Here is a 16247-nt window from a genome sequence, read left to right as displayed (position 1 = left end):
AAATTAAAACTTAACAGGGGTATTGCCACACAAGCCCTAACAATAAAGGCCCACATTCAAATACATCATCAAACAGGCATTAATGGAATTACTTTTGCCTGCGTTTCACGCCGCTTCACGCCGTTAGCACCATACCGCGTCGCAACATAATTCTCAACAATCGCTTGAAACTCGACCACGACATTATCACCTTTTAAGGTGACATCTTTCTCGCCATCAACGTAGACCGGGCACACTGGTATTTCGCCAGTGCCTGGCAAACTAATCCCGATATCAGCCAGTTTCGATTCACCTGGGCCATTGACCACACAGCCCATGACCGCGACTTTCATATCTTCAACGCCTGGATAATCCTTGCGCCAAATCGGCATTTTCTCACGCAAGAAGGTTTGAATGTCTTGCGCTAACTCTTGAAACACCGTTGATGTCGTACGGCCACAGCCTGGGCAGGCGGTCACCAGTGGTGTAAAGCTGCGCAAACCCATCGTTTGCAATAATTCTTGTGCGACAATCACTTCTTTAGTGCGGTCGCCATTTGGTTCTGGCGTCAGTGAAATGCGGATCGTGTCACCAATCCCTTCTTGCATCAAAATCGCCAAAGCGGCACTCGATGCAACGATGCCCTTGCTACCCATTCCTGCTTCGGTCAAGCCCAAATGCAATGGATAATCGCAGCGCGAACCCAAATCGCGGTAGACCGCAATCAAGTCTTGTACGTGTGAAACCTTGCACGACAGTAAAATTTTATCCGGCGACAAGCCCCATTTCACCGCTTGCTCAGCCGATTCTAGCGCCGATACGATAAGTGCTTCACGCATCACGGCTTCTGCACTCATTGGTTGCGAGCGTTTGCTATTTTCGTCCATCATGCGCGCAGCAATGCTTTGATCGAGCGAACCCCAGTTCACACCAATCCGCACGGCCTTTTGATATTCGATGGCTTTTTCAATCATCAACGCAAATTTTTCATCGCGCTTGCTACCCTTGCCCACATTGCCCGGGTTAATCCGGTATTTGGCCAAAGCTTCTGCACACTCAGGGAAATCTCTGAGCAGACGATCACCGTTGTAATGAAAATCACCAACTAGAGGCACTTTACAGCCCCAGTTTTCAAGTTTGGTTTTGATCGTTGCCACTTGCGCCGCAGCTTCTGGGCTATTGACGGTGATCCGCACCACTTCAGAACCGGCACGCCAAAGCTCAAAAATCTGCCGCGCCGTACCTTCGGCATCGGCGGTATCGGTATTGGTCATCGATTGCACCACAATCGGATGATCACTTCCCACCCAAATATGGCCGACTTGAACTTGACGAGTTTTACGACGTGTAATCAGATTCGACATACGTTTATTTCAATTCCAAATTAACCACATCAGAGCCGGGCTTGAGATATGCACTCAAATCGACATTCTGACCATGAAAATACACAGTAGTTTTTGGCGCATTGCCCACTTTTACCGCAAATGGCGGTTTGCCATCCACAGTACGCTCGATACCTGGGCGAATAATTTCTGACAATACTTTATTGCCATTGGCATCAATAATTTGCACCCAACTATCAGTGGATGAAGTCACTTTGATCGCATCACTTGATACAGCCGCGATGCTCGAAGCCGTTTCTGCGGCTGGACTGCTGCTTACAATAGCGCTCGCGACACTCGCGGCCACAGCCACACTGCTGGCAACACTAGCCGGCATCGCAGTAGCCTCAACCACAGCAGAAGCAACTGGCAAATCAAGGACTGGCGGCGTATCGATTTCTGGCAAAGCCAATTCTGGATTGGCCGGTTGCTGCAAAAACCAGAACACTGCAGCAACCCCCAAAATTAAGCCCAAACCCATCATCAACCATACAGGAGATAAATGTCGTTGATTTTTTACTGCCCGAGGTAAGGCCACACCAGAAGTGATCGAAGTATCTAATAATGTCGCCTGCGCTTGCTCAGTCGGCAAAACTTCAGCAAGGTAAGCCAGCAAAGGCTCAGCATCCAGCTTCACGAGCCGTGCATAATTACGCACAAAGCCTCGAATAAACAAATTACTCGGCAATTCATCAAATGCTTCTTGCTCAATCGCAGTAATTTGACGCACCGAAAGCTTAAGCTGTAGAGCCACTTGTTCTGGTGTTAAATCCAAAGCTTCCCGCGCATTGCGTAATTGGCGACCTGCGGGTAGTAATGCAGCCAAAGGTAAAGCGGTAAGTGAAGGCGTTGATTCTTCAAACTGATCAGTCATATTTTCCAATCTGTAACTTAGTGGCCTCTACTGAATCAGGGAATAAAGCCAGTAATTCAGTCGCATAGCGTTGTTCAGCAGCTTTATTGCCAATCGCATGCTCGATTTTAATGCCTAACCAAAGCAACTCCGCCTGTGATGGCTTCGTTGTCTTATACATTTCAATAAATAATCGTTTTGCTTCTGGCAAATCACCCGACTTTAACAGCAAACCACTGAGCTGATATTTGGCCTGTAAATGATTAGGACGCAAAGTCAAAATTTTCTTATACCACTCGGCCGCCAGCGCTAAATCATTATTGCTAATGGCACAATTGGCGGCAGCCATCATGGTTTGATCCGGCGTTGGGTAAAGTGGATCACTCAGAGCCGTATTAAAATGTGTTTGCGCTTTTGCAACTTCACCATTCGCACACAAAAAATTGGCGTAATTGTGATTCACATCGGGATTCATTGGCGCAATATTCAGCGCCTCTTTAAAAAATTTTGCTGCCGTTGCCTTATCTTTTAAAGCCAAATAAGACAGCGCCATCACATTGTAAGCCAAAACGTACTTTGAATCGGCATCAATGGCTTTTTGCGCTTCCGATACGGCCACCGTATATTGGCCGATTTTGTAATACTCTGATGCCAACCGTGTACGAACTGAAGCACGAGACTCTCCAGCATCAGTATCTGCCTGCGCCAAATGGCTAAAACCAAGACACAAAGCCAGTAGCAATAAGGTATTTTTCACGTATCCCCTCCAGTTTTAAACAAGATCGGTCGAGTTTCAGCCATACGCTCAAGGCGTCGGGTTTTATCTTGCACTTGCCCAGCAAGCTGTCCACAGGCGGCGTCGATATCATCACCACGCGTTTTGCGCACAGTCACAATGTAGCCCGCTTGCAGCAAAATATCACGAAAACGCACAATAGCGTCTCGGCTCGAACGTTTAAAACTAGAATTCGGGAACGGATTAAATGGAATTAAATTAATTTTAGCTGACGTCGAGCGCAGCATTGCCGCCACTTGACGCGCATGCTCAGGCAGATCATTCACACCATCGAGCATCACATATTCAAAAGTAATAAAATCACGAGGTGCTTTTTCAAGATAACGATTACACGCATCAAGCAATTGTTTTAATGGATATTTCTGATTAATTGGCACAATATCATCGCGAATTGCATCGTTCGGCGCATGCAAGCTCACCGCCAAAGCCACTGGGCAGTCTTCGCGCAAACGATCTAATTGCGGCACTAAACCCGACGTCGATAATGTCACGCGGCGGCGCGACAAACCATAAGCATTATCATCCAGCATCAAACGCAGCGCAGCGACAACATTTTCGTAATTAGCGAGTGGTTCGCCCATCCCCATCATGACGACATTCGACACAATTCGTTTGTCATCATTGGTCGCATCACCAATCCGCGCGGCATCGAACGATAAACGCTGATTCGCCCACCACAATTGACCAATAATTTCGGCAGTACTTAAATTTCGGTTAAAACCTTGTCGCCCCGTCGAGCAAAAAGAACAGTCCAGCGCACAGCCCACTTGGCTGGAAACACAAAGGGTGCCACGGTCATCTTCGGGAATAAACACCGCTTCAACGCCGTTGCCGGTGCCCACATCCAGCAACCATTTGCGCGTACCATCTTTGGCTTGCTGCTCGGCCATCATTGCAGGTGGCGTGATATGGGCATCAATCGCTAATTTTTGTCGGAACGATTTGGCGATGTCACTCATCGCATCGAAGTCAGCTACGCCGCGCTGATGAATCCACTTCATCAGTTGTTTGGCACGAAACGGTTTTTCGCCGAGTTGTACCATCAATTGGCCTAGACGCTCCGCATCGTAATCCAACAAATTAATTGCCATTTTTTTACCCACCAAGGCTTGCGCCATTTATTTCATTTAAATACTGGTACAAAAAATTTACCGCAAGGCATCGAACCGCAGGCTGCACTATTCATACAGCAAGACAACGGAGCAAAAAACCTTTGCTTTACTACCTAACTACTTTCCTCTTCACTCATGAAGAGGAAAGCCATTATCACTAAACTGCTTTACAACTTAAGCGGCGTAAACTTCTTTTGCATCGAAAAAGTAAGCGATTTCGATTGCTGCATTTTCCAAACTGTCAGAACCATGTACTGCGTTTGCATCGATGCTATCAGCGAAATCTGCGCGGATCGTGCCAGCTGCTGCATCTTTAGGATTCGTTGCGCCCATCAAATCACGATTCACTTGCATGGCGTTTTCACCCTGCAAAGCTTGGATCATCACCGGACCCGAAATCATGAATTCAACCAAAGCGTTGAAGAAAGGACGTTCTTTATGCACAGCGTAGAAGCCTTCAGCTTCGGCACGGCTCAGGTGTTTTAGTTTCGCTGCTACGATTTTTAAACCAGCAGTTTCAAAACGATCGTAAATTTTACCCACTACGTTTTTAGCAACAGCATCAGGTTTGATAATCGACAGGGTAATTTCAACAGCCATTTTATAATCTCCAGGGTGAGGCGTTATGTTCAAACAAATGAAAGAATCTTTGCAGCGCAATGTAATTTCAGCTAGCCTCGTGCGAATTCGAACTTTCACATAGACTAATTTTGCCAAAATACGAGGCAAATAGTCTAATAGTATACCACCATAGCGAGCACCTGACAGATGAGTGATAAACCTGACCCCATCTTGCAGCAGAAAGAACAGCAGCAATTAAAAACCCAACTTCTGTGGCGACTGGGTATTGCGGGCACACTGATTGCCGGCGTACTTGGCGCGATTGCATGGTTCGATCGAGACAAAGCCTCGCCCGAAGTGCAAATTCCGCAAATCGCGCCCGTCGTCAGTGTTGCCCCCATCGCCAGCGCAATTGCTCCCATCGCCGCCAGTGAAGTTGCCAGCGCACCAGAAGCCGTGCCGACAGTGAGTGCTGCGCCAAGCCCTGCCGCCACAACAGCGCCGAATCAAACGCAGACTGAGGCCATTAGCAACGTGCCAAAACGCACGACTGAAATCAGCAGCGCTAAAAAGCCAATCACGATGCCAGTGACAACCCCCCTACCAAAACCTACATTGCCACTTGCGCCAGCAACACCGCAGAGCATGCCTGCACCGGCTTCGAACTTCCCTATAGCCAGCAGTAGTCATTTGGGTTTTAGCGTGCAAGCTGGCGTATTTTTGCATTCAAGTAATGCAGAAAAATTACTCGCTCAAATTCAAGCCGCTGGCATTCCAGCGTATTTAGAAACACGCGTGCAAATTGGCCCATTCAAAACCAAGGCTGAAGCCAATGCGGCGGTAAAAAAACTGCGTAAATTGGGCATAGAACCGATTATCAAAACTGAATAAGCTCAGCGCAATATTGAGCATGGGGTATATCAATATAAGCATTATTAAATAAGCGCTATATTGATATACCCACCATCTAATTTAGATTTTAAAAATCCATCTACAAAAATATCGCAAAGCAATCATGTAGATGAACCTTCCCTGTGATTTAAGCCAAAACCACAGGTAAATCAGGCGTCAGCGCTTGACGTTGTGCGGTAGCAGATCCCAGCAAGGCGAAGCCCGCCATCGCGCCATCATCAGTGATGAATTTCGCCAAAATACCGTTTTCACTCGTTTCAACATGCCATTCACCGACACTGCCGATGGCCGGCGGCGCAACCACGGTTGGGCAAGCTGGCGTTTTCACCATCACGGGCATGGCTGGGTATTTCAGCGCAGTCGTCGTACCTGCTAGCGTAGCGGCCAATGCCTTGGCTTGATGCATAATTGGCATCACAAAAGGCAAGATCCAACCCGCCACTTCAGCGCAATCGCCGACCGCATAAATATGCGCTTGGCTCGTTTGTAAATGACGATCAACAACGACGCCACGACTGATATGCAAACCTGCCGCAGCCGCCAACTCAGTGCGTGAGCGCAGGCCAACGGCCGATAACACCAAATCAGCTTGCAGCGTCATGCCATTGCTCAATTTCACACTAAAACCCGCACCTTCTGCATCAACCGCTTTGGCTGTCACGCCCCAGTGAAATTGCACACCCGCTGCGCTTAATTTTTGCGCCAGAAAATCCCCCGCCACTTGCGGCAACAAGCGAGGTAATGGCCAAGATGCAGAATCGATCACGATCGGTGTAATGTCGCGCGACAATAAATCATTGGCGAACTCACAACCAATCAAACCTGCACCCAAAATCACCACCGTTTTAGCATTGGCTAAACGGCGATTAAAATGCGCAAAATCATCCAAATCATTCACCGACAACACATCACTCGCGCCATCGCCCAGCATCGGCAAACGAATCGGATCAGCCCCAAGTGCCAACACCAAATCGCGATACGGCAAGCGCACATCATCTCCGAGCAGCACTTCTTGATTATGTACATGAATCGCCAGCACTTTGCTGTGCGGTAAAATCGTTGCGCTGAGTTCCTCGGCCATTTTTTCCGCCGATTTCATCAGCAATTGCTCAGGGCTTTTATTGCCCGACAAGGCGTTCGACAACATAGGCTTGGAATAAAAACCGGCATGATCACGCGAAATAATCGTCAGCGGCGTGGTTTTATCTAATTTGCGAAATTCCCGTGCCACATTGTATGCAGCAAGGCCGCTCCCTAAAATCATCACTGGCGCAGTCATTTTTTTTCCTATTTTTTAACTAATAAAAAAGCTGACCCAAGCCAGCTTTTTAACTTTTACAAATCAAAAATCATCCAACGCGCTTTAAAAGGGCGCATAGATTCATACGATCAACTACGGGCTCACTGGCGCATCGGGCAAGCGATGAATCGGCTCTAAATTCGATTGCAATAAAGCTTGTCGCACCGCTTCAATCGCGGCATGGCGCGGAAAATTACGTCGCCACGCCAAAATCACGCGCCGCGAAGGTACAGGCGTAGTGAAAGGTCGAATGCTCAATAAAGCATCGTCAGCCGCACTCACCGATGTAGCCGGCAGAACCGTCACACCAATTCCACCGGCGACCATATGCCGAATCGTCGTCAAGGATGAACCTTGCAAAGTCCGCTGCAAACTCCCCACCGACATGCTTTCACGATTCAAATCCGAGCACGTTTGCAAAACTTGATCGCGGAAACAATTGCCAGGCGACAAGAGCAATACATTTTCATCGGACAATTGCTCCGAAGCAATGCTGGTTAATTGCTCCCACTCATGCCCTTTGGGTGTCGCGACGACAAAATCTTCGTCGTACAAAGCTTGCGTACTAATGCCGCCTTCGTGAAACGGTTCGGCCAAAATGGCCAAATCGATTTCGCCTTGTTTAAGCATTTCAGCCAAACGTGCGGTGTAGTTTTCTTCGAGCAGCAATTGCATTTGCGGTGCAATTTCGCGCAAGCGCGGAATCAAATGCGGTAGCAAATACGGGCCTATCGTATAAATCACCCCCAAACGCAAAGCGCCCGCTAATGGGTCTTTACCCTGCTCGGCCAGTTGCTTCACCAAGGAAACCTCTTCCAGCACGCGCTGCGCTTGCTCAACGATCAGCGTGCCGGTCGGCGTGACGGTTACATCGCCTGCGGCGCGCTCAAACAAAGCCACACCAAGTTCTTCTTCCAGTTTTTTCACCGCCACCGACAAAGTCGGCTGCGACACAAAACAGCTATTTGCGGCGCGGCCAAAATGGCGCTCACGAGCGACGGCAACAATGTAGCGTAATTCAGTGAGTGTCATTGCTCATCCTTAGCTGCACGAACATAGAGCCGCTCACGGGCGACGGCGAGGACATAACGCAATTCAATAAGTGTCATTTATAAGCCTCGGCGACGGATTTCGATTAAGCGAATTCGCGTCAACATCGACAAGGGCAGCAAAAAGCCAATAAACGCAATCAGTAGCCAAAATGGCATCGACATACCAAACAGCGTAAAGTCAACCACGGAACAATCGCCAACGGGACGAATCACCGCCGCAATCCAGCCCGGGATCGCATTTAAATCAATCGGAAAAGGCAGGCTTGATGCGCAGCTCACACCCGATTCTTTCGGGCCAAATTGAATCAGCAAATGCCAAACTGTAATCCCAGCGCCCCACAGCGCAATCAGCGCATAAAGCCCCGAAAAAGTCAGCACGCCGCGCCGCGTTGCAGGCTGCCAAATCGCTGCCAGCAAACTGAGTAAACCTAAAACAATAACGATCATGCGCTCGTAGACGCACAAGAGACATGGCATCAGCCATTGATAGAATTGATGATAGAGGGCAAAACCCAACATGCCGACACACACCAAGAACAACACAAAAAACCCAACACGCCAACGTAGCAAAGCCATGCCCGAACTCCGGCAAGATAGAAAATAGCTATTCTACGCCGCTTGTCGAATGATTTGCAGTCAAAAAAACACGTAATTCGGCCTCTTTTGCCATTGCATCGCGATAGCCCAAACGAATCAATTCACGTAAATACGCGCCACTAAACAATAAATAGCTCGCCACGACCGAACCTTGTCGCCGAAAAGCGCCTAAACCGCCCAATAAAAAACGCATTCCCAGCGGAAAATCTCGGCTAAATCCCATCGTGAGGCGCTCTAAAGGCTGCGATGGTGAGATCGTTAGCACTTCAATTTCGCGTAATTCCAAGCCCGATTGCACGCGCACCGACTCGGGAATTCGCGATAAAGTGCGATTTATTCGCGTCATGCGCTCCAAATCGGTATCCAAACTATCAAGGAAAACACTATTCATCAGCTGACCGGTCACTTGCGCCAAAGTGGGATAAGCCATACTGCGCTGCCGTGCTGGGCCGTCTTCTGATTGCGGCGCAACCCCGATTACCAGCACGCGCTGTGCACCCAAATGAATCGCAGGGCTGAGTGGTGCGATTTGCCGCACCGAACCATCACCAAAATACTCACGGTGAATATGCTCGGCAGGAAATATCAAGGGTATCGCGCTAGAAGCCATAAGGTGAGACATGTTCAGCTCGGTACGTACACCAATTCTTTTGGCTCGTGCCCAATCTTCTAGCTCAGCAGCGGCTTGAAAAAACGATACCGATTGCCCGCTGGTATAGCCCAAAGCTGAAATCGACACGGCACGCAGCGCGCCACTATCGATATTGTGCTGAATTTGCGTAAAATCCATGCGTTGCGTCAAAAATGCGCGCAGCGGCTCATTGTCTAAAAAAGCACGCGGATTATATTTGCCCAAGCCACCAAATACTAAGGCGCTCAGCCAATGCCCCGCTGCGCCCGCTAGCCACGGCAAACCGCCGTGATAGATATCGTCGGTATTCAGCCCCTGCCACATCCGCGCCAGCATAAACACCGTTCTGCGAAACTCGCCAGCGCCCGCCGCCATTGCTGCCGCGTTAATCGCGCCCGCTGATGTACCGCAAATAATGGGAAAAGGATTTTTTGCGTGTTGTGGCAATAAATGCGCAATCGCCAGTAAAACCCCGACTTGATAAGCCGCACGTGCGCCGCCACCGGAAAGAATCAGCGCCGTATCGGGCGCCACAGAGAGTGCTGGTTTCATCGTCGTGATCTCCAGCCAAGTCCACCAGCAGCAAACGCTACCTTACTACACGTTAGCCCGAGATTTCACTTCTGCCCATCATGCAATGCAGCAATCACGATTCACTACATCAACTCACAATGGCTTAGGCTCTGCATCTTGATGCATCCACCATCACGCAATTGCGACCGCCTGATTTCGCCGCGTACAATAAATTGTCCGCGCGCTGAAAAAACTCGATCTCTGTTTCACCAACTTGTAGCTCAGCCAGCCCCAAGCTAATCGTGATTTGAGTGGGCCGTGGCAAAGCAAAATCATGCTCAGCAATCGCCACACGTAGACGCTCGGCCAACTCCAACGCCATCGCTTTCCCACAATCGTCCAGCAGAATAATGAATTCCTCACCGCCCCAACGCGCCAAGGTATCCCCCGTTCTGGCCGTTTTTTTAAGTACTTGTGCCACTTCGCGCAGTACTGCATCGCCGGCAGTATGACCAAACTCATCATTAATTCGTTTAAAAAAATCAATATCGATCAAAATACCGACCAAAGAGCGTGGCCGACGCGCTAATTCACTCAGCTTTTGGCTCAATACCAACTCAAAAGCTTGCCGATTTAATAAGCGCGTTAAACCATCTGTATTGGCTAGCGTTTCTAATTTGCTGTGATTTCGATTGATGCTATACATTGCAATGCACAGTACTAATAGAGTAATCAATGCTGAAATAAATAAATTCAATTGAAACATATGCTGCAATGGCAATAAATCTGCCGTTTCATTTTGCTCAACAATCAAATACCAACCCAGCTCAGGAATAAATCGCGTATTAACCTGAATCAACTGTCCATTTAACTTGTAACTTAATTGAACTGGTTTCACCTGATGATTCAGCATTTTTGCTGCAACATCACGAATTCCCGGCTGTTTTAAAATAGAAATCCTCGCCTGTGCTGGATTACCTGTCAGCATAACTTCGCCCGCTTCATTCACAAAATAAATATGTCGCTGAAAACGCTGCTCATAATTTTTTAACAAATGACTCATCGTATCTAAAGTTAAACCGACGCCCGTTGCTCCGATAAATTGGTTTTGGTAATCAAAAATTTGGTAATTGATAAAAATAGTGACTTTTTCCCGATTAGCCCAATCAGGATCAACATTCGTTTCAAATGGCTTTTTCATATTCTTTACACGGAAATACCAAGCATCTCGCGGATCGTTTTCTTTAAGCTCTTTAAGAATGCCACTGCCATGATAATAACGTTGGCTTTTATCCGAAACCAAAAAGCTCGTAAACATACCATTCTTCATTTTCACTTCATTTAAATAACGTTCTAATTGCTCTGAATTTTTCTCACCGTGCAATATCCAATCCCGAACAAAGGTGTCATGCGCCATTTGCGAAGAAATAAATACAGGACGTAAGATGTCTTTTTGAATTTCTGAATAAATATTATCCCCCGTCAGCGGCAAGGCACTACCCACAATCCCTTCACGCACCGCATCTCGTGAGACCAAATAACTCGCCACACTTGTCGTCAAAAATCCAGCAATCAATAGCACCGCAACCAGCAATAACAAACGCAAACGCTTTGGAAACCTTGGCACACTACCCCCTTGGCCATTGAATAAATGAACTGAGTTTTCGTTGACTGAATATGCAAAATAAGTATCAACATTATGCACCCAATTGGTTACATGGCAAGAAAGCATAAAATACGAAACTGCAAGAATTTACATAGAGACTTGAAGAAATACACTTTTTAACCCGCGCTACGGCATGAAAAGCACCTGAATCATTACAATGCAATAGGCGTGTCATCGCTGTTTCGGTATAATGCTTTTTTGGCGAAAAGGATTCTCTTCATGCGTATTGTGCAAAAAGCCCTGACGTTCGACGACGTTCTACTGGTACCCGCTCATTCCAATGTTATGCCGCGCGATGTCTCGCTGGCCACTCAGTTCACGCGCAATATCCGCCTGAACCTGCCACTGGTTTCCGCTGCGATGGATACCGTTACTGAAGCCCCATTGGCGATTGCCATGGCGCAAGAAGGCGGCATCGGTATTCTGCATAAAAACATGACGCCAGCGCGTCAAGCCCAAGAAGTGGCGAAAGTTAAACGTTACGAATCAGGGATTGTAAAAGACCCGATCACCGTTTCACCTGACATGCTGGTGCGTGATGTATTGCAACTGACCCGTCAACACAAAATTTCTGGCTTACCTGTTATTGATAACGGCAAGTTGGTGGGTATCGTTACCAACCGCGACATCCGTTTTGAAACGCGCCTTGATGTGCCGGTTTCATCGATCATGACGCCAAAAGCGCGTTTGATTACCGTTCGTGAAGGCACCAGCATTGATGATGCGCGCGCGCTGATGCACGAACACCGCCTTGAGCGCGTTCTCGTTATCGACGAATTGTTCCAGCTCAAAGGCTTGATCACCGTTAAAGACATTATCAAAACCAGCGAACATCCACTCGCCGCCAAAGACGAACAAGGCCGCTTGCGCGTTGGCGCTGCGGTTGGCGTTGGCGCTGGCACGGACGAGCGCGTGCAATTGCTGGTTGAAGCTGGCGTTGACGTGATTGTGGTTGATACCGCCCACGGCCACAGCCAAGGCGTATTGGATCGTGTGCGTTGGGTCAAAACCAACTTCCCACAAGTGCAAGTGATTGGCGGCAATATCGCCACTGCGGCTGCAGCTCTGGCCTTGGTTGAAGCTGGCGCAGATGCAGTCAAAGTCGGTATCGGCCCAGGCTCGATTTGCACGACACGTATCGTTGCAGGCGTTGGCGTACCGCAAATCACTGCGGTAGCGAATGTGGCTGAAGCACTTGAAGGCACGGGCGTACCATTGATCGCTGACGGCGGCATTCGCTTCTCGGGCGACATCGCCAAAGCGATTGCAGCTGGCGCGCACATGGTGATGCTCGGTGGTTTGTTCGGCGGTACTGAAGAAGCACCAGGTGAAGTTGAACTCTTCCAAGGCCGCTCATACAAGAGCTACCGTGGTATGGGCTCCTTGGGCGCAATGTCTGGCGCGAACGGCTCGTCAGATCGTTACTTCCAAGACAAAACCGCGGATGCCGATAAATTGGTTCCCGAAGGCATCGAAGGCCGCGTTCCATACAAAGGCCCATTGTCTGCAGTGATCCATCAATTGGTCGGCGGCCTGCGCTCATCAATGGGTTACCTCGGCTGCGCAACCATTGACGATGTTCATGCTAAAGCTGAGTTCGTGCAAATCACTTCAGCCGGTATCCGTGAATCGCATGTACATGATGTGCAAATCACCAAAGAAGCCCCGAACTATCATCAAGATTAAGTTTGAAGCTTTAAATAAAAAAACCGCTGCGAGTCAGCGGTTTTTTATTGCCAATAAAATTGCTCCCCTATTTATAGGCTTAAACAGTCACTTTCTTCACCCAAAGATATTTCTTAATTCGTGATGTAGTGAGAAATGCTTTGCAAATATCTTCAAACATCACTAATGCAAACACAATCGGCAAGCTCAGTTTCAGTACAAAGGCACCAATCAATGCCAAAGGAATACCCACTCCCCACTGCCCAATCATATCAATTTTCAAACCGGCACCAACATCACCACCGCTACGCAATACGCCGCTAATACCAACAGCGTTAATTGTCTTCACCCAAAAAGTCAGAACCATAACCAAATAAACCAAAATCGCTATCTGTGATTTATCGCCATCCAGCTTAAAGATACTTAAAAACAGAGGCATCACTGCAATTAAAGCAATGCCTAAAATCAGTGATGTACAAACACTGTATTTTAAATATTTAAAACCATCCGCTCGCGCTTTTGTAAAATCAGATTGACCCAGTGAATTTCCTAATAAAATAGCGGTTGCGGTTGCTAAACCTTGCTCCACAGAAGCCGCAATGGATTCCAGCGGTGTGAGTGAAGCCATCACTGCCAAAGCCTCAGTACCAATGCGTCCATAGATAATATTATAAATAAAGATACCAATAGCCCATAGCAAACCATTAATGGTTGAAGGCACTGATATTGCGGCGTAACTTTTTACCTCAGCCCAATTAATTGATATTAAATCAGACCATTTAGGCAATAAGAAATTAATTCTAGTTGCGAAATAAACATAAATTAATAAAAACTCAATCGCAGCACTAATTGTTGTCGCCCAAGCAGCACCCAGAATCCCCATTGCAGCTATGGAGCCCATTCCAAAAATAAACACATAACTTAAGCCAACATTTAAAGCGACGCCGATCAAACTGGCGTAAGTGGCCAGAGCGGCCCGCCCTGAAACACGCAGCGCAATTCCTAGGACATTATTAATAGCTAAAAAAATGAATGCAGGGCCAAATACGCTCAAATAAGCCGAAGCATTTTTCACGATGGTTTGATCTGCACTCGCCAATGAAACCAGATGCTCAGGAAAAATATTAAATAAAATCAAAATAGGCAATAAAACAAACAGAACTGATGTTGCCAATCCAAGCCAAATCGATTTGCGGAGTCCAACTAGATTTTTCTCACCCCAATATTGAGCACCCAGCACACTACTCCCGCTGGCTAATCCACCCAAAGCAACCATACCCACCATAATGGCTTTACTTGAAATACCGACCGAAGCCACGGCAATCATGCCCAATGAGGATGTCATTAAAATATCCGCAATATTTCTAGCAGATAAAAACAAAATTTGAATCGTAACAGGAATTGCCAATCGGTAAAAATTCAATAAATCGGGTTTCATAGCATGACCAATTTTCTCATTGCGAGCGATCAATAAAGCCCCGCAACAATGGTTGAAATGAGAAGTGAAGACCCAATCACTTTGCCATGCAAACACTCAACTACCAATATGACTGTTTAATATTGGCATATACAGTGTTAGTACTGGTCAATGACGGCAATATTTAGTGCGATTCGCGTCTGAATTTGGCGCGAAATTCACTGGGAGACATGCTTTTGATCCGCTTAAATTGGCGGTTAAAATGGGTTAAATTGCAGTAGCCAGCGCGATAGGCAATCAGCGAAATCGCTTCGTTTTTCTCTATCAATTCTTCGCACACACTACCGATTCTCAACTGCGTCACGTATTCAGAAATCGTCATTCGAGTATGCTGCTTAAATGCACGACAAAGGCTATTGACCGACAAATTCGCCAGTTGGGCCAATACTTCTAGATTGATATTCTCGCAATAATGCTCGGTTAAATATTGCGTCACCCGCTTAATACGGCCCTCACCCCGTGTATTCAATTCGCCAGTAAATGCGGCCGCCGACAAAAGCATTGGCTGCGCTTGGCTCAAAGTACGCATAACCTTAAACATCAGCAGCAAACGCTCAATGGATTCAGCCTCAATCATTTGCTCCATCAGTGGCCGCACTTCAAGCAAAATTGTCTGACTAAATAGCAAGCCATGCCTCGCGCCAGCCAGCCATTGCAAAACCGGAATAAATTCAGGACAAACTTCACACAAATTTTCTAACCACTGCCGCGTAAACCAGATCACCCGAACATCAATCAGCTCAACCGGATCAGCCGAAGTCACCGCCCACGTGTGCGGCAAATTGGGGCCGGTCAACACCAAATCACAGCCAGTGAAATGCTCGATATGATCGCCGATATAGCGCGTACCCCGCGCATTGAGCACCAAAGACAGCTCATACTCAGGGTGATAATGCCAATTAAACGGCAAACTTAGCTGCGCATCACGCCGAAAAAAAGCCCACGACTCACCTTTTTCGACAGTAATTTTTTCATACGACGCTTTCATTTTCTGCATCACTCAGGAAATAGTGCGCCGATTGTAAGCTCAGATGAGCCATTGTGCAGCATGAAAAGTAGGTGGGCTGATTGAATCAATCATTTCTTAGCGGCGGCGAGGTTTGAAACTTTTGCCGATTAGCTAGCGACCTCAGCGCGTCACCGGAGCGGGCTTGCCCACGAAAGCTTTAATGAACACAAAAAACCGCTGAGAATAAGCGGTTTTTGGGTTTAGCTTGATGCAGTTATATTGGGTATATTGCTGTAGCCTTTATTTATAGATAAACACAGAGCAATACATCTAAGAACACCATAGGGTGCACCTAGCGAAGCGAACTGCGCCGATTTTCGCAGTACGTGATGCGAGTGCACCAAAAACATTATCCAACGTGGCATTTTCTAAATCTGCTACTGCTATGACTTTTGAACTCGGGATCGCGCTCATGCCGCGCGGCACTTTGTATCTTGTTCAATGTGATGCTTAGCTAGTATCACATGAGGTGAAGTGAGCTTGAGCGGCACTTTAAGGCACAGACCTTGCAAGGTAGATTGAACCCTTCACCTTACTCCTTTCGCCAGTCAAGACACTGAACGGTAGCCAAGGGCTTTGACCCTGCATGTACAAGGCAAATGGGCGAATTGGGCATTTTAAAGGAGATTCTCATCATGTTTTACCTCGGTATTGATGTGGCTAAATCCAAACTCGATTGCTATTTATTACTCGACGAAACAGGCAGTAAGGGCAAAGCAAAAGTGGTGCCCAACTCAAATGA

The 16247-nt window shown here is 47.5% G+C and carries 14 protein-coding genes; 2 read left to right on the top strand and 12 right to left on the bottom strand.

The features are described 5' to 3' along the window. Positions 1-68: 68 nt before the first annotated feature. The 5 genes from ispG to ndk all read right to left on the bottom strand — a co-directional run bounded on the left by ispG (position 69) and on the right by ndk (position 4722). Entirely contained in the window at positions 69-1343 is a 1275-nt protein-coding gene (gene ispG, locus Q320_RS0109600) for a flavodoxin-dependent (E)-4-hydroxy-3-methylbut-2-enyl-diphosphate synthase (RefSeq protein WP_027468815.1), read from the bottom strand. 4 nt (positions 1344-1347) lie between these two features. Continuing rightward, positions 1348-2235: a RodZ domain-containing protein gene (locus Q320_RS0109595; protein ID WP_027468814.1), complete on the bottom strand. Its 888-nt coding sequence runs from the start codon at positions 2233-2235 to the stop codon at positions 1348-1350. Then, on the bottom strand, positions 2228-2971 hold the full coding sequence (gene pilW / locus Q320_RS0109590; protein ID WP_027468813.1) for a type IV pilus biogenesis/stability protein PilW: 744 nt from the start codon (positions 2969-2971) through the stop codon (positions 2228-2230). Before pilW ends, Q320_RS0109595 begins: the two co-directional genes overlap by 8 nt. Further along, positions 2968-4101: a dual-specificity RNA methyltransferase RlmN gene (gene rlmN, locus Q320_RS0109585; RefSeq protein ID WP_027468812.1), complete on the bottom strand. Its 1134-nt coding sequence runs from the start codon at positions 4099-4101 to the stop codon at positions 2968-2970. The genes pilW and rlmN overlap by 4 nt, the downstream gene beginning before the upstream one ends. Positions 4102-4296: 195 nt before the next feature. Continuing rightward, on the bottom strand, positions 4297-4722 hold the full coding sequence (gene ndk / locus Q320_RS0109580) for a nucleoside-diphosphate kinase (protein ID WP_027468811.1): 426 nt from the start codon (positions 4720-4722) through the stop codon (positions 4297-4299). A 168-nt stretch (positions 4723-4890) separates the two neighbouring features. On the opposite strand from ndk, the gene Q320_RS0109575 reads away from it, so the two are divergent. Next, on the top strand, positions 4891-5574 hold the full coding sequence (locus Q320_RS0109575; protein ID WP_027468810.1) for an SPOR domain-containing protein: 684 nt from the start codon (positions 4891-4893) through the stop codon (positions 5572-5574). Between the two features lie 148 nt (positions 5575-5722). Here the strand turns inward: Q320_RS0109575 and Q320_RS0109570 are convergent, their stop codons facing one another. The 5 genes from Q320_RS0109570 to Q320_RS0109550 all read right to left on the bottom strand — a co-directional run bounded on the left by Q320_RS0109570 (position 5723) and on the right by Q320_RS0109550 (position 11315). Then, positions 5723-6874, bottom strand: a complete 1152-nt coding sequence (locus Q320_RS0109570) for an NAD(P)/FAD-dependent oxidoreductase (RefSeq protein ID WP_027468809.1) — start codon at positions 6872-6874, stop codon at positions 5723-5725. A gap of 114 nt (positions 6875-6988) precedes the next feature. Then, entirely contained in the window at positions 6989-7927 is a 939-nt protein-coding gene (locus Q320_RS0109565; protein WP_027468808.1) for a LysR substrate-binding domain-containing protein, read from the bottom strand. A 77-nt stretch (positions 7928-8004) separates the two neighbouring features. Then, positions 8005-8523, bottom strand: a complete 519-nt coding sequence (locus Q320_RS0109560) for a disulfide bond formation protein B (RefSeq protein WP_027468807.1) — start codon at positions 8521-8523, stop codon at positions 8005-8007. 28 nt (positions 8524-8551) lie between these two features. Beyond that, complete coding sequence (locus tag Q320_RS0109555; RefSeq protein WP_035853383.1) at positions 8552-9727, bottom strand: patatin-like phospholipase family protein; 1176 nt, start codon at positions 9725-9727, stop codon at positions 8552-8554. A gap of 124 nt (positions 9728-9851) precedes the next feature. Next, complete coding sequence (locus Q320_RS0109550) at positions 9852-11315, bottom strand: sensor domain-containing diguanylate cyclase (RefSeq protein WP_027468805.1); 1464 nt, start codon at positions 11313-11315, stop codon at positions 9852-9854. Between the two features lie 258 nt (positions 11316-11573). On the opposite strand from Q320_RS0109550, the gene guaB reads away from it, so the two are divergent. Beyond that, positions 11574-13040, top strand: coding sequence for an IMP dehydrogenase (gene guaB / locus Q320_RS0109545; protein ID WP_027468804.1), 1467 nt, complete (start codon positions 11574-11576; stop codon positions 13038-13040). A 79-nt stretch (positions 13041-13119) separates the two neighbouring features. On the opposite strand, the gene Q320_RS0109540 is transcribed toward guaB, so the two are convergent. Beyond that, entirely contained in the window at positions 13120-14553 is a 1434-nt protein-coding gene (locus Q320_RS0109540; protein ID WP_156939037.1) for an MATE family efflux transporter, read from the bottom strand. Between the two features lie 67 nt (positions 14554-14620). Next, positions 14621-15484 (bottom strand): helix-turn-helix domain-containing protein, encoded by an 864-nt coding sequence (locus Q320_RS0109535; protein ID WP_027468802.1) that lies wholly within the window; start codon positions 15482-15484, stop codon positions 14621-14623. Between the last annotated feature and the right edge of the window lie 763 nt (positions 15485-16247).

The organism is Deefgea rivuli DSM 18356 (assembly GCF_000620145.1).
GTDB lineage: Bacteria > Pseudomonadota > Gammaproteobacteria > Burkholderiales > Chitinibacteraceae > Deefgea > Deefgea rivuli.
Note: the sequence above shows the minus strand (reverse complement) of the source record. Positions and strands in the feature narration are given on the sequence as shown.

Bases quoted from the DNA above. Each gene is read 5' to 3' on its own strand.
- ispG (WP_027468815.1), bottom strand. From the start codon at position 1,343: ATGTCGAATCTGATTACACGTCGTAAAACTCGTCAAGTTCAAGTCGGC.
- Q320_RS0109595 (WP_027468814.1), bottom strand. From the start codon at position 2,235: ATGACTGATCAGTTTGAAGAATCAACGCCTTCACTTACCGCTTTACCT.
- rlmN (WP_027468812.1), bottom strand. From the start codon at position 4,101: ATGGCAATTAATTTGTTGGATTACGATGCGGAGCGTCTAGGCCAATTG.
- ndk (WP_027468811.1), bottom strand. From the start codon at position 4,722: ATGGCTGTTGAAATTACCCTGTCGATTATCAAACCTGATGCTGTTGCT.
- Q320_RS0109575 (WP_027468810.1), top strand. From the start codon at position 4,891: ATGAGTGATAAACCTGACCCCATCTTGCAGCAGAAAGAACAGCAGCAA.
- Q320_RS0109570 (WP_027468809.1), bottom strand. From the start codon at position 6,874: ATGACTGCGCCAGTGATGATTTTAGGGAGCGGCCTTGCTGCATACAAT.
- Q320_RS0109565 (WP_027468808.1), bottom strand. From the start codon at position 7,927: ATGACACTCACTGAATTACGCTACATTGTTGCCGTCGCTCGTGAGCGC.
- Q320_RS0109560 (WP_027468807.1), bottom strand. From the start codon at position 8,523: ATGGCTTTGCTACGTTGGCGTGTTGGGTTTTTTGTGTTGTTCTTGGTG.
- Q320_RS0109555 (WP_035853383.1), bottom strand. From the start codon at position 9,727: ATGAAACCAGCACTCTCTGTGGCGCCCGATACGGCGCTGATTCTTTCC.
- guaB (WP_027468804.1), top strand. From the start codon at position 11,574: ATGCGTATTGTGCAAAAAGCCCTGACGTTCGACGACGTTCTACTGGTA.
- Q320_RS0109535 (WP_027468802.1), bottom strand. From the start codon at position 15,484: ATGAAAGCGTCGTATGAAAAAATTACTGTCGAAAAAGGTGAGTCGTGG.